At 69.4% G+C, this 24,385-nt stretch carries 21 protein-coding genes and 2 pseudogenes; 14 read left to right on the top strand and 9 right to left on the bottom strand.

What is annotated here, in order from left to right; genetic code table 11:
• The first annotated feature begins 92 nt into the window (after positions 1–92).
• Positions 93–644 carry a hypothetical protein gene (locus ACWDVB_RS17715; protein WP_451515978.1) on the top strand — a complete coding sequence of 184 codons (552 nt, stop codon included), beginning with the start codon at positions 93–95 and terminating at the stop codon, positions 642–644.
• A 436-nt stretch (positions 645–1,080) separates the two neighbouring features.
• A pseudogene (locus ACWDVB_RS17710) lies at positions 1,081–1,806 on the top strand (IS5 family transposase); the annotation flags it as partial.
• Positions 1,807–2,132: 326 nt separating this feature from the next.
• On the opposite strand, the gene ACWDVB_RS17705 reads toward ACWDVB_RS17710, so the two are convergent.
• On the bottom strand, positions 2,133–2,630 hold the full coding sequence (locus tag ACWDVB_RS17705) for a hypothetical protein (protein ID WP_451515979.1): 498 nt from the start codon (positions 2,628–2,630) through the stop codon (positions 2,133–2,135).
• 295 nt (positions 2,631–2,925) lie between these two features.
• On the opposite strand from ACWDVB_RS17705, the gene ACWDVB_RS17700 reads away from it, so the two are divergent.
• Positions 2,926–3,606, top strand: coding sequence for an adenylate kinase (locus ACWDVB_RS17700; protein ID WP_451515980.1), 681 nt, complete (start codon positions 2,926–2,928; stop codon positions 3,604–3,606).
• 612 nt (positions 3,607–4,218) lie between these two features.
• Here the strand turns inward: ACWDVB_RS17700 and ACWDVB_RS17695 are convergent.
• Positions 4,219–4,881, bottom strand: coding sequence for a TetR/AcrR family transcriptional regulator (locus ACWDVB_RS17695; protein WP_451515981.1), 663 nt, complete (start codon positions 4,879–4,881; stop codon positions 4,219–4,221).
• Positions 4,882–5,064: 183 nt separating this feature from the next.
• On the opposite strand from ACWDVB_RS17695, the gene ACWDVB_RS17690 reads away from it, so the two are divergent.
• Complete coding sequence (locus ACWDVB_RS17690; RefSeq protein WP_451515982.1) at positions 5,065–6,183, top strand: serine hydrolase domain-containing protein; 1,119 nt, start codon at positions 5,065–5,067, stop codon at positions 6,181–6,183.
• A 28-nt stretch (positions 6,184–6,211) separates the two neighbouring features.
• Here ACWDVB_RS17690 and ACWDVB_RS17685 read toward each other — a convergent pair whose 3' ends face one another.
• Positions 6,212–6,448: a hypothetical protein gene (locus tag ACWDVB_RS17685; RefSeq protein WP_451515983.1), complete on the bottom strand. Its 237-nt coding sequence runs from the start codon at positions 6,446–6,448 to the stop codon at positions 6,212–6,214.
• Between the two features lie 480 nt (positions 6,449–6,928).
• Here ACWDVB_RS17685 and ACWDVB_RS17680 point away from each other — a divergent pair, with 480 nt between their 5' ends.
• The 4 genes from ACWDVB_RS17680 (at position 6,929) to ACWDVB_RS17665 (ending at position 13,207) form a co-directional block, all read left to right on the top strand.
• Entirely contained in the window at positions 6,929–8,113 is a 1,185-nt protein-coding gene (locus ACWDVB_RS17680; protein ID WP_451515984.1) for an FAD-dependent monooxygenase, read from the top strand.
• Positions 8,113–9,636, top strand: a complete 1,524-nt coding sequence (locus tag ACWDVB_RS17675; RefSeq protein ID WP_451515985.1) for a hypothetical protein — start codon at positions 8,113–8,115, stop codon at positions 9,634–9,636. The genes ACWDVB_RS17680 and ACWDVB_RS17675 overlap by 1 nt, the downstream gene beginning before the upstream one ends.
• Before the next feature lie 972 nt (positions 9,637–10,608).
• Positions 10,609–11,850, top strand: a complete 1,242-nt coding sequence (locus tag ACWDVB_RS17670) for a cytochrome P450 family protein (RefSeq protein ID WP_451515986.1) — start codon at positions 10,609–10,611, stop codon at positions 11,848–11,850.
• A 634-nt stretch (positions 11,851–12,484) separates the two neighbouring features.
• Positions 12,485–13,207, top strand: coding sequence for a L,D-transpeptidase family protein (locus ACWDVB_RS17665; RefSeq protein WP_451515987.1), 723 nt, complete (start codon positions 12,485–12,487; stop codon positions 13,205–13,207).
• Between the two features lie 139 nt (positions 13,208–13,346).
• On the opposite strand, the gene ACWDVB_RS17660 is transcribed toward ACWDVB_RS17665, so the two are convergent.
• Both ACWDVB_RS17660 and ACWDVB_RS17655 read right to left on the bottom strand, forming a co-directional pair.
• On the bottom strand, positions 13,347–13,505 hold the full coding sequence (locus ACWDVB_RS17660) for a hypothetical protein (protein ID WP_451515988.1): 159 nt from the start codon (positions 13,503–13,505) through the stop codon (positions 13,347–13,349).
• A gap of 618 nt (positions 13,506–14,123) precedes the next feature.
• Positions 14,124–15,347 carry a hypothetical protein gene (locus tag ACWDVB_RS17655; protein WP_451515989.1) on the bottom strand — a complete coding sequence of 408 codons (1,224 nt, stop codon included), beginning with the start codon at positions 15,345–15,347 and terminating at the stop codon, positions 14,124–14,126.
• A gap of 546 nt (positions 15,348–15,893) precedes the next feature.
• On the opposite strand from ACWDVB_RS17655, the gene ACWDVB_RS17650 reads away from it, so the two are divergent.
• Complete coding sequence (locus tag ACWDVB_RS17650; protein WP_451515990.1) at positions 15,894–17,141, top strand: hypothetical protein; 1,248 nt, start codon at positions 15,894–15,896, stop codon at positions 17,139–17,141.
• A 54-nt stretch (positions 17,142–17,195) separates the two neighbouring features.
• Here ACWDVB_RS17650 and ACWDVB_RS17645 read toward each other — a convergent pair whose 3' ends face one another.
• Positions 17,196–19,313, bottom strand: coding sequence for a transglycosylase domain-containing protein (locus tag ACWDVB_RS17645; protein ID WP_451515991.1), 2,118 nt, complete (start codon positions 19,311–19,313; stop codon positions 17,196–17,198).
• A 203-nt stretch (positions 19,314–19,516) separates the two neighbouring features.
• On the opposite strand from ACWDVB_RS17645, the gene ACWDVB_RS17640 reads away from it, so the two are divergent.
• Entirely contained in the window at positions 19,517–19,768 is a 252-nt protein-coding gene (locus tag ACWDVB_RS17640) for a hypothetical protein (RefSeq protein WP_451515992.1), read from the top strand.
• A 290-nt stretch (positions 19,769–20,058) separates the two neighbouring features.
• Here ACWDVB_RS17640 and ACWDVB_RS17635 read toward each other — a convergent pair whose 3' ends face one another.
• The 3 genes from ACWDVB_RS17635 to ACWDVB_RS17625 form a co-directional block, all read right to left on the bottom strand.
• Positions 20,059–20,337 carry a hypothetical protein gene (locus ACWDVB_RS17635; protein ID WP_451516026.1) on the bottom strand — a complete coding sequence of 93 codons (279 nt, stop codon included), beginning with the start codon at positions 20,335–20,337 and terminating at the stop codon, positions 20,059–20,061.
• Positions 20,338–21,060: 723 nt separating this feature from the next.
• Positions 21,061–21,462: a hypothetical protein gene (locus tag ACWDVB_RS17630; RefSeq protein ID WP_451515993.1), complete on the bottom strand. Its 402-nt coding sequence runs from the start codon at positions 21,460–21,462 to the stop codon at positions 21,061–21,063.
• A complete protein-coding gene (locus tag ACWDVB_RS17625) occupies positions 21,419–22,027 on the bottom strand; it encodes a TetR/AcrR family transcriptional regulator (RefSeq protein WP_451515994.1) in 609 nt (202 codons plus the stop codon). Before ACWDVB_RS17625 ends, ACWDVB_RS17630 begins: the two co-directional genes overlap by 44 nt.
• A gap of 171 nt (positions 22,028–22,198) precedes the next feature.
• On the opposite strand from ACWDVB_RS17625, the gene ACWDVB_RS17620 reads away from it, so the two are divergent.
• The 4 genes and pseudogenes from ACWDVB_RS17620 to ACWDVB_RS17605 all read left to right on the top strand — a co-directional run.
• Positions 22,199–23,008, top strand: coding sequence for an alpha/beta fold hydrolase (locus ACWDVB_RS17620; RefSeq protein WP_451515995.1), 810 nt, complete (start codon positions 22,199–22,201; stop codon positions 23,006–23,008).
• A complete protein-coding gene (locus ACWDVB_RS17615) occupies positions 23,005–23,715 on the top strand; it encodes a dihydrofolate reductase family protein (RefSeq protein ID WP_451515996.1) in 711 nt (236 codons plus the stop codon). The genes ACWDVB_RS17620 and ACWDVB_RS17615 overlap by 4 nt, the downstream gene beginning before the upstream one ends.
• Positions 23,712–23,924 carry a DUF4287 domain-containing protein gene (locus ACWDVB_RS17610; RefSeq protein ID WP_451515997.1) on the top strand — a complete coding sequence of 71 codons (213 nt, stop codon included), beginning with the start codon at positions 23,712–23,714 and terminating at the stop codon, positions 23,922–23,924. The genes ACWDVB_RS17615 and ACWDVB_RS17610 overlap by 4 nt, the downstream gene beginning before the upstream one ends.
• Before the next feature lie 56 nt (positions 23,925–23,980).
• A pseudogene (locus tag ACWDVB_RS17605) lies at positions 23,981–24,172 on the top strand (transposase); the annotation flags it as partial.
• Positions 24,173–24,385 lie beyond the last annotated feature (213 nt).

The following is a 24,385-nucleotide window of genomic DNA, read 5'->3' as shown; positions in this document are numbered from 1 at the left end:
AGCACAGCGTTCACTGCCCGATCTGAGGCGGTTGTCTCCGCACGGCGGTGAGGTTGTGCACCCGTTACTCGAAGAACCTGGGAGAGGTTGTCATGGTCAGATCGAAGGGCACAGCGAAGGGCACATCGAAGGCCAAGAGCCGCACGAGGACGGTCGGCGCGGCCGGCATGCGAGTTACGCGAACGGGCGCAGGTTCGATAGTCGCCATCACTGCCGTTCTCGGACTGAGTCTGGCAACCGCCGGCCCCGCCGCAGCTGCGGATGCCGGCACCTGGCGTGCTTACGGCAACACGAATCCGATCACCTCCAGCCCCGCCACGTGGAAGTGCGCCGGCAGCAAGACGGTCGCCACCTCTGTGCTCGCGCAGGTCTGTGCGATCAGGTCGTCAGGCGGGGGCAGCGTGCAGGCGGCAGTGATCGTGCGCAACAACCGATCCAGCCTCTACAGTGCGAGAGCAATCGTGGACCTGTATACCGCCACCCCAGCCACCTACCTGGGTCTTTGGGAGTGCGCGTCATCGGGGGTCGGGGCGAACTCGTGGTCGGTATGCTTCGGGAAAACCCTCAGCAAGCCCAGCTCGGTGAAGGTGAACGCGGCAGGATTCCTCAACAATGTTGATCTCGGCCAGTCACCGAACGTCTGAACCGGAGCCCATCGGGTGGCGTGCATCCTGCGCGTTGTGTTCGGTCACCCGCTTCTGAACCTCACGGTGCACGGGGGATGAGCGCGGCGGCGATCCGGGCCGCGATGTCTGCCGGGTCTTGGCTCATGGCGACTCGGATGCTGTCGCGCTCACCCCTGCGGAACGGGTAGTCAATGGTGGGGAACTGGCCTCGGAAGTACAGGTGTGTCAATCCCCAGTTTACGTAGAGAGCTTGGCTATGCAGCCTGGTCTCGGTGTTCGGCCCGGGTCCGTGCTTCCCGGATGAGCTGTTCGAACTCGACGGGCGGTCGCCCGCCGACCGCGCTGTGACGCCTCCTGGTGTTTTACTGGCTCTGGCAAAAGCGGTTGATCATGTGACTGGGGCTTGTCGGCTCGTTGGTCTGAGTTTCTGAGTTCTGAGTTCTGAGTTCTGCGTATGGGGAACTGTCAGCCGCGACCGTGGATCGTGTCGGACGAACTGTGGTCGCTCATCGAGCCGTTACTGCCCAAGCCCGCTCCCGAGCAGGTCGAGGGCAGACCGCGGGTGCCGGACCGGCAAGCCCTGTGCGGGACCCTGTTTGTCCTGCATACCGGCCTCCAGGGAGTACCTGCCCCAGGAGTTGGGATTCGGCTCGGGCATGACGTGCTGGCGGCGGCTGGACGCCTGGAACGAGGCGGGCGTGTGGGGCCGGCTGCACGCAGTGCTGCTCAAAGAGCTGCGGTCCAAGAACCAGCTGGACTGGTCGCGGGCGGTGACCGACTCCTCCCACGTCCGGGCCGCTCGCAGGGGCCCAAGAGCGGGCCCAGCCCGGTCGACCGCTCCCGGCCGGGCGGCAGGCACCATGTGCTCACCGACGGGCCGGGCATCCCGCTCGCCGTCCCGCTGACCGGCGGCAACCGCAACGACGTCACATAGCTGCTGCCCCTGCTCGACAAGGTTCCTCCCGTCGCCGGCGTCGTCGGCAGACCACGGCAGAAACCCGACGCCTGCTCTGGCAACGCAGGATCCGACCGGTCATCGCGCCGGAGCGGGAGCCAGCCGCACGGCACCGGCCTGGGCATCTTCCGCCATGTCGTCCAGCGCACGATCTCCTGGTTGCTCGGCTTGTGCCGCCTACGGATCCGCTGGGAACGACGCGACGACATCCACGAAGCAAGTCTGGCCAGCTTGCTGCGTAGCGGTTCCAGCTTGGTCCGCACGGTGACGTCCACCCCCACCGCTTCGCCGACCTCACGGGCCATAACCGGGTCGGCGGCCTGCCGTGTTCAGCGACGGCGAGTTCGTCCCACTTGGCCCGCACCTCTGGTAGCTGTTTGGCCAGCTCTTCTGCGAGTTCATCCAGTTCCGCGCGCGGCGCGGTGATCCGATCCAGCAGCTCGGGATCCAGCAGGCACCGGATTGTAGAAGGCTGCCGTACCGCAGCGGGCAGGAACCGGACCGTTCAGCTACGTGCTTCTGCTGACGACCTCTCGCGCAGGGCTCGATCTCTACGAAAATCGGTGCTGGTCGAGCCAGCCATACGCCAGACGCTGAGCTTCGGCCGTGACCTCGGCATCGAGCTGGGCCAACGTCCTGTCCCCGTACTCGACGATGTCGTACTCGTCATCAAGCTCGGCAAGACGCTCGGCCAGCGGCAGCTGGTGACCGAACCGCTGGTGGATGCGCAGAGCAAGCTCTCGCGGCGTCAGTTTGCCTGCCAGCAGCTGCTGTGCGAGCGCCCGCACGGCAGCTTCCTGCCCGGCGTCGCTGTCGCGCGGGTAGAACACGAGGTCCAGATCATCGAGTACGACGGGAAGCAGGTCGGGCACGTCGTACTCCGCCTCGGCACGTGTACATCCGGCCAGCATGCGAAGTGCCGGGCTGTCCAGTCCGGCAACGAGTGCTGCGCAGGCAGCCTCAACGACATCGTGCGCACGGGCCTCTCCGATACTCCAGAGAACAGCAAGATCCTGCAGGTCATCGGCTGCGGCTTCGATCGGCGACACCCATGCATGATCGCCTGCACGAGAGGATCCCTTCAACCGCATTGAGACCGAGGGGCCGACCGCGCTGACGGACGATCTCCTGCTCAGACAGTCACCCGTGACCAGCGTGAGCACCTCGAGAGCCGAACACACCAGCCCCTTGACCTGCGACTTCAAGTTGGCGGAGGCTCGGTGCATATCATCTGCTGGATGCCCAAGGGCCGTCTGCGCAAGGGCCCTCTGCGCAGTCACGACGCCCAGCTGCTTCGAATCCCGGGATTGACCCTGGCACGCATGACGAAGGGAAACCTCATCGATGCGCATCCTCCTGATCGGGCCGCCCGGAGCCGGCAAGGGCACGCAGGCAGTGCTCCTTGCCGCGCATCTGTCGATTCAGCACGTCTCCGCCGGTGACTTGTTCCGTGAGCACATCGACCGGGGCACCGAGCTCGGGCAGAATGCCCACACGCACATGCGCGCCGGCCTTCTGGTACCGGACGAGGTCACGATCGGGGTGACCAAAGAGCGCCTTGCCCGCCCGGACACCGAGCGCGGATTCCTACTGGACGGCTTCCCGCGCAATCGTGCCCAGGCGCAGGCGCTGGACGGCATCCTGGCCGACTCCGAGTCGAGGCTGGATGCCGTGCTCGACCTGGAGATTCCCGAGGCCGAAGTGGTCCGGCGGATCGCTGGGCGATGGCTGTGCCGTCAGGACCGCGAACACATCTTCCACGTCCACTACAGCCCGCCTGAAGTGGCAGGCGCCTGCGACGTCTGCGGCGGTGAGCTGTACCAGCGCGACGACGACCGCGAGGCAACCGTTCGTAGGCGGCTGGAGGTCTATCGCAGCCAGACGGCGCCGGTCATCGACCACTATCAGGCCCAGGGTCTGGTGACCACGATCTCGGCCCTCGGCCAGGTACAGGAGGTCCTGGACCGCGCGCTGGCCGCGATCGGCCAGGGCCAAGTCGAGGCCCCGGGCGCGTCGAGCTGTTGACCCTGCGCTGGGTGTGGTTATGAGGCGTCACCGGGAAACCGACGTCGCCGCCACCCTGCGATCCGATCTGTTCGGGCGGCCACCACACTGGCGGCTTGGCCCCCGCCAGGGCGCGGCGCGCGCGGAGCGAGCCGTTGGGCGAGCTTGGCCTGCTTGGGCCGGGCGCCCGCGCGCGTACAGCGGCTGCATCGGCGGACGCGGCTGGGTAGCGGTTCCGGCCACCATTGCGGGCGATCTCGCGGGAGACGGTCGAAGGGGACCTGCCCAGCCGCCTGGCCAACTGCCGAGCTGATTCTCCGGCCGCGATACCGCGGGATATCTCCTCGCGCTCGCTGCCGGTCGGATGCCGCTCGGGCGCTGCTGCGGGGTGAGGCGGATGCCGCCGCTCCGGTACAGGAACCGGCGGACGTGATGCATCGGCGCGCCCCCGGGCGCCCGATCAGTCCGGCTGAACGACTGCCCTCCGCGCCGACGGCTCCCAGCCTCGTCCTGCTGAGCCGACGAGAACCCATAGTCACGCACCTGCCCCTCCACGATCACGTGATCATCCGCGGGTGGTGCGTTGGTCACCTGAGGGTGCCATCGGCTGCCGGCACTTTCCGGGCCGGTCGGCTAGCTCGGACAGATCGCGGTCTCGATGTCGGCGAGTTGGGCGGCGAGGATCTCTTCGAACGCGGCGCGGCGATCCACCCCGAGGGGACGGATGTCGCGGGCGAAGTGGGCCAGGGCCGGGAAGCGTTCGGGGTCGGCGCCCAGAACCGCCACGCGGAACAGCTCCATGCCCTGTTCGTACTCCTCCGGGGTGACGGTGCTGACCCCGGCCTCGGAGGCGATCAACGCGGCGATGAGAACCACGATCCGGTGATAGCGCGCCGGGATCTGCTCGTCGGGCAGCCCCGACGCGCGCAGGGCCTGCAGCACCTCTTCCATGACCAGCCGGGAACCGGTGCCGCTTGATGCGTAGCGTCCCCAGACCGCGGCGAGCTGAGGCTGCCGCCCGAATGCCTCTCTCACATGCAGAGCCAGGGACGTGATGCGCTGCTTCCAGTCGCCCTCGGGGCGGTAGCCGTCCATCGCGGCCAGCAGAATCCGGTCGGCGACCGCGCGCAGCAGTTCGGTCTTGCTGCGGAAGTGCCGGTAGAGGCTGGAGGAATCGGTCCCGAGGGCCGCGGCCAGCTTGCGCACACTGAACGAATCCGCGTCGCTCGTGCGCAGCAGCTCCGCCGCCGCCGCATCCAGGATCTCTTCGGTCGTCCAACGCCTTCGACCTGCCATCTTGCTCCTCTCGCCAGCTCTCATCCTATCTGTGCACTTGGTGGTGCACGCACCGCGTGCATAATGGGGACATGAATGAGGACATGAAGGATGCCGGCGGGCCGGCATGCCACTCGTGCCCTGTTGTCCGGGTCAAGCGACCGATGCGGAGCTCACCCGGGAGACGACGAAAGGACGCATGTCGTGACGGACCCACTGGATCCCACTGAGCTGAATGCCGCCCTGGAAAACGTGCACCGCGCCGGGATACCGGGCCTGTTCGCCGAGGTACGCGACGGCGCCCACGTCTGGCGCGGCGCCGCCGGGGTCGCCGATGTCGACACCGGCCGCCCCGTCACCGCCGACATGCGCCACCGCGTCGGCAGCATCAACAAGACCTTCACCGCCGCCGCGGTTCTGCAGCAGGTCGAGAGCGGTCAGATCGGCCTGGACACACCGATCGGCCGGTACCTTCCGAAGCTGGTTCCAGGAGAACGCGGTGACGCGATCACGGTCCGGATGCTGATCAACCACACCAGCGGCCTCGCCGAGTACCTCCCGTACGCCTACCCCTCCCTCAAGGCGTTCCCCGCGCTCGCGGACACCAGGCCCCAGAGCCTGGACGACCACCGGCTCACGCGGTTCGATCCCGCTGAACTGATCGAGATGGGGGTCACCGCACCTGCCGTCGGCACCCCGGGCGGCACTCCGGGGGTGTACTCCAATACCAACTACATGCTCCTGGGCGAACTCCTGGAACAGGTGACCGGCACCACGGTCGAGCAGTACATCACCCGGAACGTCATCGAGCGCGCCGGGCTCCGTGACACCGAGCTCCCTCTCGGTCCGTACGTCAACGGGCCGCACTCGCAGCTCTACGAGGCATGGTTCGGCATGATCGACCCGCCGCGCGACTACAGCGTCTACGACATGTCATTCGCGGGGCCGGCGGCCTCGCTGATATCGACCGTCACGGACCTCAACCGCTTCTTCGGCATGCTGCTGGCCGGGGAGATCGTCAGTCCGTCGTCGCTGGCGCAGATGCAGCGCACCGTCCCGGTCATCTCGCAAGAGGGAAGGACGATCGACTACGGCCTCGGCCTGCACCCGATGGAGGGTCCCGGTCAGGGCACCTTCTGGGGCCATGGCGGCACGGTCTGGGGTGGTGGAGCGCTGGCCATGGTCCGCGCCGACGGCAAGCGGCAGATGTCCGTCGCGGTGAACCTGCAGAGGTGGAACAGGTTCGACTCCTCCGGCAAGCCGCAGCCCCATCCCATTGACGACGCGCTTGCGGCTCTCTACCGCGTGGCGATGTACGGCTGACCGGCCCCCGGGCCGGTGTTCTGCTGCATCAGGCGGCTGCACCGAAGCCGGAGGCGGTCGGCGCTTGTTCGCAGAGCTGGGTGAAGTCGACGTCGGGTTTCGGGTCCAACGCCTCTGGTCGGATGCCGAGTTCGTGGAGGCAGTACTGGCCGTTGTTGTCGGCGAGGACGCCCTGGTTGCCGCAGCCGACCCACTGGGAGTACCGGTTGAACGACTCGGCGTCGAGGAGGAGACGGCGCCCTCGATGATGTAGACGGCCTCCCACAAATCATCGCGTCGGCCAATGTGTGCACCGCCCTCTTCGCCGAACCGGGCCCGACCGGAACCGGACCCGACCGGAACCGGACCCGACCGTGATCAAGGGGGTACTGCATGCTTAGGAACGGATTCCCAGCCCCGCCGTCCGGATGCCCCTGGCGGCCGCCTCCCCGCCACGGTCCGAAGAGCAGCGCTCCTGGCCGACAGCCGCAGCCGCAGCCGCAGCCGCAGCCGCGCCAGGCGTCCCCGGCCTGACCGCGAGCCAACCGCTGCCAGTGAGAGGTCGTCATCCCTTGGCCACCATCAGCAGTTCCTGCGCCAACGGAACTCCGTGGCCCCGCCTCAAATTCTTTGACGGGCATCTGTCACCATGCTGCTCCCAGGCGTTACTCAGAGGGGGTCGCGCCGAGCATGTACGTCGCTGGAGTACCGGATCGAACGGCAACCGTTCCGGGGCGGCGCCCCTGGAACGTAAAGCGAGGACTTCATGCCGCACCGCGCAGCGACCGTCGTCGGCGGCGGGATCGGCGGTCTGGCGACAGCCATCGCCCTCCACCGGCGGGGGTGGCACGTCGAAGTCCTGGAACAGGCGCCTGAATTCACCGAGATCGGCGCCGGTATCTCCCTGTGGCCCAACGCGCTGCACGCACTCGACGCACTCGGACTGGCCGACACCGTACGGCTACTCGGTGCCGAAGAGGCCACCGGCGGCGTACGGGACCGCAAGGGCCGCTGGCTTTCCCGTACGGACAATGCGGAGCTGGCCCGGCGCTTCGGCTACCCGATGGTGGTCCTGCACCGGGCGGCACTGTTGCGGGCACTTCGGGAGGCCCTGCCCGCCGGGAGCCTGAAGCCGGGCAGCGAGGTGTCGGCAGTGCGTGAAGAGGGCGGCGGCCGCCCGGTCGTCGAGTATCGCGACGGCCAGTCGCGGCCGGACCTCGTGGTTGGCGCCGACGGGCTGCGCAGTACGGTCCGCCGGGCCCTGTGGCCAGCGGCCCCCGCTCCGCGTTACGCCGGTTACACCGCCTGGCGCGCGGTCACCGAGCCCCTCGCCGAGCCGCCCTCCGAGGGCGCGGTGACCTGGGGGCGCGGGGAAAGGATCGGTTTCACGGCGCTGCCGGGCGGCCGCATGTACTGCTTCGCCACCGCCACGCTGCCCGAGGCGGCGACCTTGGAGACCTCCCAGTACGCGGAGCTGCTGCGCCGGTTCGGGAACTGGCCCGATCCCGTCCCCGCCCTGCTGGCCGCCGTCCCCGCGGACGCGGTACTGCGACACGATCTGTACGACTTGCCACCACTGCCCACCTTCGTCCGCGGCCGGGTCGCGCTGCTGGGCGACGCGGCACACGCCATGACGCCCAACCTGGGCCAGGGCGCGTGCCAGGCGCTGGAGGACGCCGTCACCCTCGCCCACTGCCTCGACGCCACCCCCGACACCGGCGCGGCACTACGCTCGTACGACCACCTGCGCCGCCCCCGGACCCAGGCCATCACGCGCCGTTCCGCGCGTCTTGGCACGGTCGGCCAACTGTCCTGGCCGCCCGCCGCGCTGCTGCGCGACGCGGCCGCCCGGCTGGTCCCCGCGCGGGCCACACTGCGTTCCATGACGCCGGTGTTCGGCTGGAGCCCGCCCGGCGGCCACGGTCCCTCCACGGTTTCGGAGAGCCGCTGATGCCCGACTGGACTTACCACCCGCTGCGCGGTGCCGCCGCTGCCGTACTCGGTCGGCGCCGCTCCCAGCTGGCCGCACTGCGACTGCTGGCCTCCATCGGCTCACGCCCCGGCGGCGCGCGGCTCATCGCACGAGGCTTCGGCCACCGCCATCCTCCCGAGCAGCTCGCCGGAAAGGTCGCCGGCGCGCCCGTGGCCGTGCGCCTCGGCATATCCGTCCCGCCCTCACTCGCCCGTGACGTGATACGCGCCATGCCTCCGCTGGGAGCCGGGTTCGTCGAAGTGGCGCCCGTGTCGGCGGCCGACGTCGAGACCGTGCGCGAGGCGGCCGCCGACCGCTCGATCCCCGTGGTGGTGGGCGCCTGCGGCCCGGAAGCCGAGGCCGCCCTCGGTGCCCACGTCGACGGGTTCACCGGCGACGACGACCCACAGGTCGTGCGGGTCCATGACCCGTCGGTCACCGCGGCGGCGACCGTGCTGGCGAAGCCGGGCGCCGCGGTGCTCGCCCACCCCGAGGTGCTCGTCGCGGCCGGACCCGGCTGGTTCGCACGCGTCACCGAGGCGGCCACACCCACCACGCCCGCCCCGCGGTTGCGCGACGTCGGCCGCAACCCCCGGCGCTGGCCCGCTTGGTGGTGGGGACTGCTCGTCGGACTCGGCATGACCGGCGCAGGGTTCGGCGCCGCCGTCATCACGCTCGGGCCCGTGCTGCTCTGGTACGACCGTGACTACCTCGGTATGACGGTGCACGAACTGCACGCCGCCAACCACCACCTCGTGCACTTCCTCCAGCACGACCGCATCACCATGGCGGGCACGATGGTGGCCATCGGCTCGCTCTACACCGGTCTCGCCCTGGGCGGGATCAGACGCGGCCGGCCCTGGGCCCGCGAGGCGTATCTGCTCTCCGGGGCGATCGGCTTCCCCACTCTGCTGTACTTTCTGGCCACCGGGTTCGTGGAACCCCTGCATGCGGCCACCGCCGTCGTGCTGTTCCCGATGTACGTGGCCGCGGTCCGCCGTGTTCCGCACACACCGAGGTGGCGTCCGGTGCCCGAGGGGCCGGAGCGGGAGCGTCGAAGGGCGCTGGTCGGGCAGCTGCTGATGATTGTCACGGGGGCGGGCCTGTTCGCCGGCGGAGCGGTGATTTCCGTGATCGGCCTGACCGGTGTCTTCGTACCGACCGACCTGACCTTCATGGGCATCAGCACCGAATCCTTGGACGGCGTCAACCCTCGCCTCGTCCCCTTCATCGCGCACGACCGCGCCGGCTTCGGCGGTGCTCTGATGTCGGCCGCGGTGGCCATTGTGCTGCTCAGCGCGTGGGGCTGGCGGCGGGGCGAGGCCTGGGTCTTCTGGACCCTGGCCGCGGCGGCCGCCGCGGGCTTCCTGCCCGCCGTCGTGGTGCACGGCGCGATCCACTACACGGACTTCATCCACCTGGCACCGGTCTACTTCGGCATCGCCCTGACCGGAACGGCTCTCCTGCTGGCACGCCCCTATCTCTGCGCCAAGGTGCGGTGACGCCGACACGGTACGTCGAGCCGACCTTGTGCGCAGCCCCGGGCACGGCAGTGGGCCTGGCGCTCTGACAGTGGAGGTATGCCCACGTGAGCGCAGGCCGCCCGACCGACGAACCACGCGCCGAGCCCCACCAGCACGGCCACTGCGGACGCGCCAGCGCCGCCCGCGTTCGAGAACTCTCGTAGGAACCCAGCGCGTCACACCTGCCCCGGGTGCCCGGCATCGGAAACAGCCACGCCCAGCGCTGCAGCATGGGAGCCAGCGCGATCGCTGCACTCTGGCCGACGACCAGTGAATAGGCCGCGAGACTGCGTACGTACGCGGATTGGAGGCCGGGCGCCCACGTCGGCAGCCGGTAAGAGGAAGGGATCACCGCAAGCAGCGTCACCCCGATATAGGTGGCGAACCACTGCCACGAACCCTGCGCGAGTGCGAAGGCCAGTACGGCGGCGAGGCCGATGCCGATCATCCCCGCCTGACCGGGAGTGTCACGGCCCGCACCGGTGAACGCCGAACTAGGGCCTCGTGGAAGGCTGGGATTGTCCACGCTCACTTCTGCCTGGTCCGGGTGCCAGCCTCCAAGCGCCCAGCACCCGCAGCGCGGAGTCATGCCGTATCGGTCCGCAAGTCCGGCCCGATTGGCGGATCGACCACTTCCTCGGCAGCGTGACCACGCCTCGGACCCGGGCGCGGTGTCCGGGGCGGACGGGACGTGGGCCGCGGCCAGTGACCAGTGAGCAGCGGCCACTGGCCGAGAAGGTGAGGGTATCGCCCTGCACGGCACAGTCGTTGACGATCGGGAACAGCGCCCGCAGAGCGCCAACGCACCCATACACGGCAGAGGTTGGGGCCGGCGTCGTCCCATTCGGGACACATGCCGTGCCCCCGACGTCTGGCGCGCCAGCCCCCTCCTCAGCTGCCCGTATCGTTCTTCCCATCACCGCCCGCGTCTGTCTGAAGGGATCCATCACCGTGACGACGATTCCGCCCACCCCTCCGGTCGTCCTCGACCCCACCGGCGCCGATCCGCACGGCGAGCACCGGCACCTGCGTGCGCACGGACCCGCCGTCCGCGTCGACATCCTCGGCGTGACCGCCTGGTCCGTCACCGACCCCGCCCTTCTCAAGCAGTTACTGACCAGCGCGAGCGTCTCCAAGGACGCCCGCACGCACTGGCCCGATTTCGACAAGGTCATCCAGAGCTGGCCGCTCGCCCTATGGGTCGCGGTCGAGAACATGTTCACCGCCTACGGCGCCGATCACCGCCGTCTGCGCCGCCTGGTCGCCCCCGCCTTCAGTGCCCGCCGCATCGCCGCACTGGCGCAGGTCATCGAGACGACCGTCGCCGGCATCCTCGACACCCTCGCGACTCACCCGCCCGGGAAAGTCCTCGACCTGCGCGAGCACCTCGCCTACCCCTTGCCGATCTCCGTCATCAGCCACCTCATGGGCGTCCCCGCCGACCAGCGGACCGCTTTTCGTCACATGGTCGACGGCGTCTTCGACACCACGCTGACCGCCGAGCAGTCCCATGCGAACACCGGCCGACTGTATGAGGCACTCGACCAGCTCATCGCCACCAAACGCGCGGAACCGGGCGACGACATGACGTCCCTGCTCATCACCACGCGAGACACGGAAGGGGACGGCAGCAGCCTGTCCGCCCCCGAACTCCGCGACACCCTCCTGCTCATGATCAGCGCCGGCTACGAGACGACCGTCAACGTCATCGACCAGGCCGTCACCCAGTTGCTCAGCCACCCCGAACAGCTCGACCACATCCGCTCCGGCCGCGCCGACTGGGGCGACGCCGTCGAGGAAACCCTGCGCCACGAACCGGCCGTCAAGCACCTGCCCATGCGCTACGCCATCAGCGACATCGCACTCCCCGACGGGCAGGTCATCACCAAGGGCGAAGCGATCCTCGCCTCCTACGCCGCCGCCAACCGGCATCCCCACTGGCACGGAGCAACCGCGGACACCTTCGACCTCACTCGCGCGGCGAAGGACCACCTCGCCTTCGGTCACGGCATCCACTTCTGCCTCGGAGCCCCTCTGGCCCGGATCGAAGTCGCCACCGCCCTGCGCATGCTGTTCGACCGCTTCCCTCAGATCGAACTCGCCGTTCCCACCGGGGAATTGAAACCTCTCCCCTCCCTGATCAGCAACGGCCACCAGACCCTGCCCGTCCGCCTGCAGCCCTCCGCCGCCTAGTGCTGGGTTCCTCTTTGGTCGGGCATATGTCTTGGCGGCAGGGTAGTTGATGGTTCTCCGGGGCGGGTGCTGGGCGATGGGTTTACAGGCACGACCGAGTCTGGATGATCTGGACGGTCAGGGCGATCAGGGCCGCAAGCGACGCATCACCGAGGGGGAACGCTCAATGCTCATCGCCCTGGTCAAGACTGTGCCGCCTGGGGTCCGCCGACCAGAGCACCTATGTCGCCCTGACCAGCGTGAGTGGTCGCCGGGGCGTATCGGCTCCAGGTTGCCTCCGGCTTCGGTGATCGGTCGGGTGGCGGTCTCGTCGTGGTGGCCGAGCGCCTTTGCGATGACGGGTGCCGGGGCCTGGAGCACAGCCACGACGCCCACGCCCCGAACAGTTCCTCCAACGAAGATGGCGTGCGCGTGCGGATGTACGGCGACGCGGCACCTCTCCCCCACGAGGGCTGGCTCAACCGCTACGCCACAGCGCAGAAGCAGGTGTCCAGGCCCGGGAACGCATGGCCGGGCCCCGTCCGGACGGCCGATCCGGCGGCAAATCACCCCCTGTTACACGTCTGTGTCAATTCGTCCTGCAACGAACCCCGGGTCCACGTTGTCTAGCAGGTGGAAACCGACCCGCGGACGAATGACGAACGAGGAGCTGGCAGCAGTGGGGGAGAACATACGCAGACGAGGAGCCGTGGCCCTGGGGATCACCATGCTGGTGGCCCCGCTCACGGTGGCGCTCGGCACCGGCAGCGCACAGGCCGCGTCGTGCTCGACGCAGACCGGGCCGTACCAGGAGCAGGTCGAGAGGTTCCTCGGCCGACCGGTGGACGGCAGGCAGTCGGCGGCCGACTGCAAGGCCATCAAGGCCTTCCAGACCAAGCACAAGATCACCCCGAACGCCGGGTACGCGGGAAGCGTCACCTGGGGCGTCATGAACCTCATGAACAAGCAGAAGGCGGTGGGCAACGACCCCAACAAGGCGGGCAAGTGCCCGACCGACAAGGGGCGCATCGCCTGTGTCGACCTGACGCTCCAGCTCAGCTGGATCCAGGACGGCGAGAATCTCAAATACGGCCCGGTCCCGGTACGCACGGGCCGCAACGGCCACGAGACCCGCACGGGCCTCAAGAAGGTCTACTGGCGGGACATCGACCACGTCTCGAGTCTGTACGACGTGCCGATGCCGTACAGCCAGTTCTTCGACGGCGGCCAGGCCTTCCACTCGGTCGGCATCAGCGTCTGGGCCCCGCCGGGCTCCCACGGCTGCGTCAACATGACCAAGAAGGACGCCGTGAAGTACTGGAACCTGCTGCGCAAGGGCGACGACGTCTTCGTATACGGCCGCAAGCCGGGCACCTGAGCCGCGGCAGCCACCCTGCGCCCCGCCCGGTCCGGCGTTCGTCGGCACCGTAGATGCCGGCGGCCGCCTGGACCTGCACGGAGAAACGGGTCGCGCGGTCCGTCGTCGTAGATTCTGCGGGGCATACCGTAGTGCGCGGTCACCGCCGTGAGGTCCGCGGTGACCAGATGAGTGCGGTCTCCGGGGCGGTTGTGGCGAGCGTCCCGTCGGGCAGGCCCGGCGAGGAGTACCGCGAGTGGACGGTGGACGGCTGGACTGCACGCTCGCGCATCGCCTCCAGCTTCTGCGCGGCGGCCATGGTGGCCTCGATGGCGGCAACCTCGCCGAGTCAGCCCTGGTGTCTGGCCTCTTGGAGCCGGTCGACGAGGTCGGCGTGGATCTCCTGGAGGTGTGGCAGCGGGGGGCTGGCACGGGGTCGCGTAGTCGCGCGGCCGCAACCGCCGTGGTCAGGGCACAGGTCCTGCTCCAGGCGCTGAGCACGCTGCCGGGCGGCGAACGTGTCGGCGACGACTTGCTCGCACACAGCAGCAGCGCTCACCGTTCGGCGTTGTCGGTTACTCAAGGCCATCCTGGCTCAGTGCCCCGAGTTGGAGGCAGCCACCAGTCACGTCCGAGCCTTTGCCGGACCCGCCTCGCCAGCGACGAGGTCCGGGCCGAGGAGCTCTCGGTCGCCTCCGCCGTGCCGGGCACTGCCTGGCCCGGGCGGCCGAGAACGGCTGGGACCGGGCCGAGGGCCGGGCCGAGCCGACGCCCAGACCGAGGCGTTGCACGCCGTCACCCACGCACACGCACACGCCCTCGCTAAGACCGGACAGACGCAACGCGCCCTCGCCGGCGTGCGGACGAAGCCCACGAACGAGAGGCGGCCCCGGCCCGATAGGCAGCCAGATCCACGCGTGTGGCGGGAGCGGGGCGGTCAGCGACGGGAGCGGCCGCGGGTGATCAGCCAGGTGCCACCGACGATGACCAGGGCGAAGACGGTCAGCCCCGTGCCCAGGGCGATCAGCAGCCACAGCCGCTCGCGCAGCTGCAGGGTGCCGCTGAGGGTGACCTGGAGGGAGCCGACCGCGAAGGCGATCGCCGAAGTGAACACGGCGACGAGTTCGACGGCCCGTACGGAGGAGCGGTGCATGGCGCGCTCGAGGTCGGCGTTCGCGGCGTCCTGGCGCCGCCAGCGGGCCTCATGTTCTGCGTCGCGTGCCGCCCGTAGCCGGGCTTCCTGGATGGCGTCCCGCTTGACGAGGTACTGCTCCAGAAGCAGTTCGCGGCTGAAGGCCCCATGGTGGGCGAGCAGGGCCAGAGCGGCGTCGACGTGTGACAGGGCCTCGTCGTGGTCGGCGCACAGGTGGTGGGCGGTGGCGAGGCGGAAGCGGAACATGTGGTTGTCGGGGTGAGCGTCCACGGCCTCCCGTGCGAGCCGGCGCAGGAGTTCGCCTTGGCCGTCGAAGGGCACGGAGAACGCCAGCCCGTTCAGGCACACGTCCATTACATGCCGCGAGCGGTGCCGGGCCGCCCATGCCCGGTCAAGGAGGTCGCGGGCGTGTTCTGTGGTCAGAGTGCGGCTGCCGAACGCCGCGAATGAGCGCAGTGCCAGGACCACCGGCTCGTCGCGATGGGGGCTGGCTTTGATGGCGAGGGCAGAGGTGGTGAGGACGTTGTTCAGGTCGTCGACGGCGAAGTTCGCGCGGAGTTTTCCCGCGTGATAGAGCAGCAGAGTCAGGGCCAAGTCGGCGGCCTCAGGGACGCCGGCGATGCCTCGGGCGGCCTCGTCGAGCTGTTCGCGGGTCTCCATGTGGGACCGGTTGATGAAGCCGTTGCCAAGGGTCCACTGCTCGCGAACGGCGGAGCGGCACTCGGCCGTGGTGTGTACGGCGATCCAGCGTGCGCAGGCCAGGGCGGTGTCCGAGGACGGACTGACGGCGAAGCGCCGCCGCCAGTAGCGGTCGGCGCAGACGAAGTACGGATCGGTCGCGAAGTCCGCGGACCGGACCTCGAAGTCCGGTTCCTGTCCGACGTCGTGCAACTGGAGGGCGGCCTCCTCGGCGATGCGACCGAGGTCGGCGGCATCGGCGCCCACTGCCGCTGCCAGCCGGACCCGGATTTGCTCGTGCACCTGTTCCGGCACGGCCGACGTGTCCATCGCTCCCCTACCTGATCGTCTCCCCGTAGGGAACCCTACAGGTGCACGTCAACGCACCTCCGGAACGGGCGCATGCCCTGACGGTCGGCGGTGCCCGTCCATGCTCTGGGCCCTACGGTGCCCAGCGCTCGGCTGGCCAAGCCATGGGTGCCCGGTGGCCGCTGGGTCCCGAAGAGTTGGTTTCCAGGCGTCCATCTACGGTCTGTTCGCTGGTCGAGCGGGCGGCTCAGTTGCGGCTGGGCTCAGTTGCGGCTGGGCTGGGCTGGGCTGGAGCCAGGCAGGGGTCCCGCACAGGGAGGAGGGCGGGCGCCTTCGCCACAGGCGCTCCCTGGAGGCGATCGACGGCCCCGTAGCGGCGGTGTGAGCAACATGGGGTACTGAAGACGACCCCGTCGGTCCTATATTCATACAAACAATTCACGCGCGGCCCTGCTGCGATGAACAGGGGGTAGGACCGCAGTGATCGAACCTGACGGCACCGGGCCCATCCGGACCGAGTCCCGCGCTGCCCGCAAGACGCGAGAGAAGGCGCGAAAGCGCAAGCGCATGGCCGTCGTTGCGGCCGTGCTCGGCCTGGGCGGGGTGGCCACCACGGGCGTTCTCGCCCTCGGGGACTCCTCCGGGAGCCGAAGCGACGCGCGGCACACCACGTCCACATCTTCCGGCAACGCGGCGGAGAAGGCGCGTTCCGCGAAGCGCGCGAAGAAGGGCGAGGAGAAGTGGGACGGCAAGGTCCGGGTGCTGGGTGACGGCTCCACCTCGTACACCGGGCCGCAGCGCGGGCAACTCAAGGCCAAGAAGCTGAAGCCCGGTGAGAAGCCGCCCCAGTTCGTAGTCTTCTCCTGGGACGGCGCGCTGGAGGGCGACGACCGCCGCTTCTCCCACTTCCGCCAAGTGGCACGGGAGAGCAAGGCCCACATGACCTTCTTCCTCACCGGCATCTACCTCCTGCCGGAGAGCAAGAAGTCGCTCTACCGCCCGCCGCAGCACAACCCGGGGTCGGCCGCTATCTCGTACCCCACTGTCCCGCACATACAGACGACGCTGGAGCAGCTGCGCGGCGCCTGGAAGGACGGCAACGAGATCGGTTCGCACTTCAACGGGCACTTCTGCGGCCCCAAGGGCGGTGGGGACTGGAGCCCGGCGGAGTGGAAGAGCGAGATCGAGCAGACGTACTCGTTCATGAAGAAGTGGAAGACCAACGCCGGCTTCAGCCAAGAGGCGCCCCTGCCCTTCGACCCGGACCGGGAAGTGGTCGGTGGCCGCGCGCCCTGCCTGGAGGGGCAGAAGAACCTCCTGGCCGCGATCAAGCCGTTCGGCTGGCGCTACGACGCGAGTTCCTCGGGGGACTTCCAGATATGGCCGTCCAAGGTCGACGACATATGGAACTTTCCCCTGCAACTCCTGCCCATGGAGGGCAAAGAGGTGCAAGTCCTCTCCATGGACTTCAACTTCCTCTACCACCAGTCCGGTGACAGCACCCAGGGCGACCCGGAGAAGTTCGCGGCGTGGGAGGCGCAGGTCCGGAAGTCGTACATGAACGGCTTCAACCGCGTCTACAACGGCAGCCGGGCGCCGATGTTCATCGGCAACCACTTCGAGGACTGGAACGGCGGCATCTACATGAACGCCGTCGAGGACGTGATGCGGGACGTGTGCCCGCGCAAGGGCGTCCGCTGCGTGTCGTTCCGGGAGTTGGCGGACTGGCTCGACGTCCAGGACCCGAAGGTCCTGGCCCGGCTGCGCCTGCTCGACCCCGCGCAGGCGCCGGACTGGAAGTCGCTCGTCAAGTAGCGGGGCCGGGCCGTCGCCGCACCCTGCCGGAGCGCGGCGGCGGCCCCTCCCGCTTCACTGCCCCGGCGCCTGCTTCACCGCCTTGATGTAGTCGGCCCACAGGCCCACCGCCCGCTCGCTGCCCAGCTTTCCGGGGGCGTCGCCGCCCAGTCCCTTCAGCGGCAGCGGCACCAGGTCCTTCAGCGACATGCGGTAGACGACCACGGCCGTGGTCTCGTCCTCGGTGCCTCCCACGAACCAGCCCGCCGTGTTCGAGGCGGTCGTCCCGGTCTTGCCCGCGGCACCGGCGTGCGCCCCGCCCGCCGCCTTGGCCGACCCGTCGGTCATGGTGGCCCGCAGGGCGTCCGTGACCGCCTGGGCGGTCTCCTTCGACACCGCACGGGCGGGCTTCGGCTTGACGAGCGGCACCGCGTCCCCGGCCCGCGTGACCGAGCGCACCGAGTAGGGGTCGGTATGCATGCCGTCGGCGGCGAAGGTCTGGTACGCGCCGGCCATCCGGATGGCGCTGGGCGTCGAGTTCTCCCCGAGCGCGAAGGTGGGGATCCGCTCCCCGAGGCTCGATTCGAGCAGGCCCGCCCGCAGCGCGTACCTCTCCACCCGGTCGAGGCCGACGTCGAGGCCGAGTTGGAGCATGGGCGTGTTGACGGAGTCGGCGACGGCCTGCCGCAGGGTCACCTTGCCCCAGTCCCTGCCGCCCTCGTTGCGGCCCTTCACCACCTTTCCGCTGCGGTCCCAGTACGGCCCCTCCGGCGTCCGTACGGCGATCCGGTCGTCGCCGTCGTAGACGCTGGCCGGGGAGACGGGTGTGCGGCCCCCCTCACGGGTGCGCTGCACACCGTCCTCGAGCGCGGCGGCGTAGACGAAGGGGGTGAACGCCGAACCGGCCGGAATGGTCGTCGCGTTCGACTGGTTGAAGCCCTGCTTCAGGAAGTCGTGGCCGCCGTACACGGCGAGCAGCCGTCCGTCCGGGCCGACGCTCGCCGCACCGATCCTGGCGTGCTTGTCGGTGTCGGGCCGCCGCTTGGTGTCGAAGCCCTTGTCGACCTTCCGGACGGCGGCGGTCAGGGCCTTCGTGCGGTCCCGGTCGAAGGTCGTGCGGATCTGGTAGCCGCCGAGGTCGTAGTCGGCGGCCTTGATGTGCCCGGCCTTGATCGCGTGCCGCTTGGCCAGCTCCACCAGGTAGCCGGTCTGCGCGCCGGGGATCGTGCCGCCGGACCCCGGCTTCGTGGGATCCGGGAACTTCTTGTACGTGGCACGCTCGGCCTGCGTGAGATGGCCGGTCTCGACCATGCGGTCCAGGATCCAGTTCCACCGTTCGACGGCCCGCTCGCGGTTCTCCTTGCCGAGGGCCGGATCGTACAGACCGGCGCCCTTGAGGAGAGAAGCCAGGAAGGCGCCTTCACTGGGGTTGAGCCGCGAGACGTCCTTGCCGTAGTACGCGTGCGAGGCGCGCTGGATGCCGTAGGTGCCGCGTCCGAACCAGCTGGTGTTGAGATAGTCCTGGAAGATCTTGTCCTTGCTCGTCCGGTTGTCCAGCTTCACGGCGAGCAGGGCTTCGGTGAACTTCCGGGACAGGGTGCGGTCCTGGCTGAGGTAGACGTTCTTCACGTACTGCTGGGTGATGGTCGACCCGCCCTGGGTCTCCCCTCCGGTGACCGCGGCGGTCGCGGCACGCAGGAAGCCGGTCGGCGAGACCCCGGAATCCGAGTAGAAGCTCGCGTTCTCGGCCGAGAGGACGGCCCCCCGGACTTTCGGCGGCACCTTTTCCAGCGGTATCTCCTGCCGGATGACCCAGCCGGTGCGGGCCATGACGGTGCCGTCGGACCAGTAGTACACGTTGTCCTGTTGCGTGGCGAACGAGTTGAGATCGTCCGGTATGTCCGTAGCGGCGTACGCGATCGCGACGAAGCCGGTCAAGCCGATGAACGTGTACAGCAAGGCGCCCAGCCACTGACGCCACGAAGGTACCCACCGCCGCCATCCGCCGCGGCCCGGCCGGGGGTACGCGGGACGCAGCCGCCGCAGTTGCCTGCGCGCCCAGGCGAGGGCGCCGGGTATGCCGCCGTCCGACCGTGCCCTGCGCCGCTCCCCGGACTTCCTGCGCCGACCGGTCGCCGCGCGGCGGCCCCCCGGTGCCGCCCGCCGCCCCCCGGATCCCCCACCTGCGGCCATCCTGCGCCCACCCACCCCGTATGCCTCCTCTGCTGCGCTTTGCCGCACACCCTAGAGGTACGCGGGGCGGGGCCGCCGGGCCCTGACGCCCTGGTCCGGCGACCTCCGGGCCCCGCGTGAAGCGAACGGCCCAGTGATGGCACGGAGTTATGCGAAATTCCGTGTCCCGGTCGGGGCGATCAGGCGACAAAAGAGGAAACAGAGTGATACTCAAGAGATACAGACCCGCCGTCGCCGCCGCACGTCCGACCGCGGCCGATGACGTCCTCTCCTGGCGCGCCCAGGCCGTGGCGGAGGATCACGCGGGACGCGGCGGCTCCGGTGCCGGCGCTTCCACAACGCGCATGTCCGGTCGGCTGAAGAAGCACGAGGACGCCGCGCTGGGGTCGTTGCGCACCCGCAAGTCGCGGCTGGCGAAGCTCGGCGAGCGAGGCCAGCCGATGTTCGGGGCGTAGTAGCGCGCCGCGAAGTGGCTGACCTTGGTGCCCGACTCGTCGGCGAGCGCGATCACGGCCCAGAACGGGCGTCTTCGACAAACTGTCCTACGACGTCGAAGGCCACGAAACCGCGGGCGCGTATACCCCGGAGGGCACCCGGGCACCCGGGCACCCGGGCACGCGGGCCAGTCCGGCTCCACCGACCAGAGTGAGCGCATCAAGCTGGGCGACACCTGCTTCCACAACGGCCCGCTGGGCCTGTCGCGGCGCGGACTGATCATGCGGCCCAGCGCGTCGTCCGCGCAGGGTCAGGGAGGCGGCAGGATGCCCTCTTCCTGGGCGACATGGGAGCAGGCCATGGCCGCGGCCGTCATACCGAGCCGGTCGAGTACCTCGATCGACTCCAGCAGAATCCGGGTGTCGGCGTCGGCCATGGCGTTGCCGCAGCGGTCGCGCTCGGCCAGGTCTTCGGCGGCCGTGGCGGTGCGTAGCGCTGTCACCCGGGCGGCCAGCACGTCGCGGGAAGCCTCCATGGCGACGATGCAACGCACCGCTCGGACGATGTCTTCATCGGTCATGTCGTTCATGCCTTCCCAGACGGTGCCCACCTGCCTCTCGTCACGCCGTCGTCCCCGCCTATGAGGAAGAACACGTCGACGCCACGCCGGGCACTGCCCCGCTCCTCACCCGCCGTGGGAGGTCTGTGGGGCGGGCGGCCCGACCACAGGGAGGATGATGGCGGGGCCGTCGTGCTCGGAGGGGGAAGCCGAGCTGTTCGATGTGCTCTTGCCTGGATCTGAGGCGGTATGCCTCGATGCGGCGGGCGTCCGCCGGCCGTCGGCTCCGGCTGTGCCGGACATCTCGTGACCTGGGCGAAGAAGCGCCGCGGGCTGACCCTGAACACCGTCAGCCGGGCGAAGAACACTCGCGGGTCGGTCCTCCTGCCCCGGCGCCGGGCGGTCGGCTGCTCCGCGCCGCCCCGCCGCCGCGCCGCCCCGCCGCCCCGTCACCGACGACACGTGATGGCGGCCGGTTGGAATTCCCTACTGGCGGCCAGGTAGGGAACATCGGAGCGTGGCCGACCCTGTGCCGGCTCTATTCGGCCCTGCTGACGTCCATGGTCCAGTTGGTGCGCCGGGCGGCTCCATCGTCGTAGGAGAATGCCTGCTGCCACCGGGCAGAGTCAGGGCGAACTGGCGGCGCGTGAAGTCTTCGAAGCTGTCGGCCCAGATCCCGGCGACGTAGCCCAAGCCATAGCCGTCCACCGACGATCACTCGCAGGCGGCACACAGCAGGGGTGCCCACTACGGTCAGGCACTGACGTGCCCGCGGGCCGTACGCAGTGACCGGATAGCCGCTGCCAGACGCCCGTCGGTCCGTGGCTTCGGGGTCAGCGTGTGCCCGTCGGTCCGCCCGGTGAGCCAGCCCAGCACCTCCGCCGCCGGGCCGTTCACGCGCGGCCCCGGACCGTCGCCGATCACCCGTAGCGCTTGGTCCTCGTCGGCGCGTAGCGCCATGGGCGGGGTGTTGAGGTTGGCACGCAGCTTCGCGATGGTCGTCTCCAGTTCGCGCGCGACGAAGAAGGCGGGCCAGTGGGCCGGACGGTGACCGGTGGCCAGGTCGGGAGGGACGGCCCCGAGCCGCCCCGGTCGCGGCAGGTCGCGGCGGTCAGCGGTAGGCGGCGAGGAAGACGCGGGCGCCGGTGGCGGCATAGCGGTCGAGGTCGGCCTCGGTGTGCTGGGAACGGCCGGTGAACATGGCCTTGTTCACGGGAATCCACAACAGCAGGCCGGAGAAGTGGTTCGCGGCCAGGAGCGCGTCATCGATGCGGAGCAGCCCCTGGTCGGCCAGGCGCTGGAAGGTCGCCGCCAGCGTGGCGAGCCCTCGCTCGAAGCCCCGTTCGTACCAGGCGGCGCCCAAGTCGGGGAAGACGTCGGCGTTGGCAATGATCAAGCGCCGCAGTTGGATCACCTGAGGGTGGGTGAGGGCGGTCAGGAACTGGCGGGCGAGCCGGGTCAGGTTCTCTTCCAGGTCGGCGGCGTCGACCGGGGCGCCGGCGAGCAGGTCGATGGCGGTGTCGAGCCGGTCGGTGGTGGCCAGGACGATGTCGGCGAAGAGCTTCTCCTTGTCGGAGAAGTGCTTGTAGACAGTCTGCTTGGACACCGCGGCCCGTTTCGCGATGTCGTCCATGCTGGTGCCCGCGTAGCCCTTCTCCATGAACGCCGCGGTCGCGGCCTCCATGATCGCCTGATGCTTGCGGGCTGACCTGCTGTCCATCCTCGGCTCCTTCTCTCTCTGTCCTGTCCGGCGCGTCTCCCCTTTCGAAGAGTACTGGACTGACCAGTACTCATGTGGGTACTGTACCGTCCAGTTCCAAGCGCCGCGGGCTTCCGCTCCGCACTGCACCGCACTGCACTGCACTGCACTGCACTTCGATTGGGGTTTCACATGGACAAGGTGTTCTCGGCCGACGGCACGGACATCGCCTTCGAGCGGCAGGGCTCGGGCCCTGCGGTGGTGCTCGTCGGCGGCGCTTTCATGACCCGCGGCGACTGTGGCGAACTCGCCGCCCTGCTGGCCGAGCGCTTCACAGTGATCACGTATGACCGCAGAGGCCGCGGCGACAGCGGGGACGGGCAGACATACGAGGTACGGCGTGAGATCGAGGACCTCGATGCGTTGATCCAGGGGCCCGCCGACGGGTCGGCGATGGTGTTCGGCATGTCCTCGGGCGCCGTCCTCGCTCTGGAGGCGGCCGCCGCCCTGGGCGGCGCCGTTTCGCGTCTCGCGCTGTACGAGCCGCCGTTCGTCACCGACGGCAGCCGGCCGCCGCTGCCCGCCGACTACGTGGAGCACCTGACGGAGCTCGTGGGCCGCGAGGCGTACGGGGACGCCGCCGCCTACTTCATGACGGCGGCGGTCGGCCTGCCCGGCGAAGCCATCGCGGGCATGCGGCAGGCCCCGTTCTGGGCGGGCATGGAGGCCGTCGCCCGCACTCTTCCCTACGATGGCCTGATCATGGGCGACACCATGTCCGGCCGGCCCCTGCCGACCGGCCGCTGGGCGTCGGTGACCGTGCCCGTCCTGGTCGGCAGCGGGGACGCGGGCGCACCCCACATGCTGACCGGCGCGCGAGAACTCGCCGCCACGGGCGACAACTTCGCACTGCGGGTCTTCCCGGGCGAGGAGCACGCCATCGCGCCGAACACACTGGCCCCGGCCCTGGCCGCCTTCTTCTCCGGGGAGCACGCGGCATGAGCACGGTTTTCGCGAGCCTGGGCATGTCCCTCGACGGCTTCGTGGCGGGGCCGAACGCCCACCCCGGGAACCCCCTGGGCGACGGCGGGCTGCGCATCCACGAGTGGGCCGAGGAAGCCGAGACCTGGCGGGAACGTCAGAGCATGACCGGCGGGACCGGCGGGACCGGCGGCAATCAGGACGATGACGTCGTGCGGGAGATCTTCGAGCGGGCCGGGGCCTACATCATGGGCCGCCGCATGTTCGCCGAGGGGGAGGCCTGCTGGCCCGACCCGCCACCGTTTCGCGCCCCTGTGTTCGTCGTCACCCATGCCCCGCGCGAGCCGTGGGTACGGCAGGGGGGCACCACCTTCCACTTCGTCACGGAAGGCCCCGAGGCCGCCCTGGCTCTGGCCCGCGAGGCCGCCGGGGAGAAGGATGTCCAGGTCTCCGGGGGCGCCGACACCGTGCGGCAGTTCCTTGCCGCCGGGCTCCTGGACGAGCTGCAGATCCATCTTGCCCCCATGGTCCTCGGCGCGGGCATACGTCTCCTCGACGGCGTCTCCCCCGAACTCCGCCTGGAGCCCGTACGCGTGGTCGGCTCGCCGAAGGTGACCGACGTGACGTACGAAATTACCTCCTCCCGGGTAAGTGCCCGACCGGGCGACACAATCCAGGCAATCCAGCCAATCCAGGATCACGAACACGGAACGGGAGCGGCAGCATGACAACATCGGTGAAGGGTCCTGCCAGCTACTTTCCTTCGATCGAGAAGAAGTACGGCCGCCCGGTCACGGAGTGGAAAGACGTCATCCGGTCCTCTCCCCTGACCAAGCACATGGAACTCGTCTCCTGGCTCAGGACCGAGCACGGCCTGGGCCACGGCCACGCCAACGCTCTCGTCGCGCACACCCTCGCTGAAGACAACGGCAAATGAACCGCACGTGATCCCGTACAGGGAGCAGACCAGCGGCTTCTCCCGGAAGCAGGCGCGGGAGCGCGATCCTGTACGTGGACCGCACCGGCATCCCCTGACGCTATCTGCCGCACGACTTCCCGCCCTGCCCCCACCACCTACCACTACTTCGCCTGCTGGCAGGAGGACGGCATCTTCGCCCAGCTCACCGGCCTCCTGCGGCACCTGCTCGGGAGGCCGAAGAACGCGACGGCGAACCGTCGGCCTGCGCGCCGATCGCCGCATCGAGGCCCATTGGCTCGCGCCCGTCCCGGCGCACCGTACGGAGGACCCGCGGCCTCGACTTCGGGCCGCCGCCGTTCTTCCGCGCCGCCTCCATCGTTGGCCCGCAGCGCAACCCGGGCGGTTGGAAGGGGCGCCGCGCATACCCTGGCCGCCGCAAGCGGGCCCGAATGAGTCGGGTCGAGTGGTGCTTCACCCCG

Source organism: Streptomyces sp. NPDC003379 (assembly GCF_053589195.1).
The sequence above is the reverse complement of the archived record's forward strand: the minus strand, read 5'-3'. Positions and strand labels throughout refer to the sequence as shown.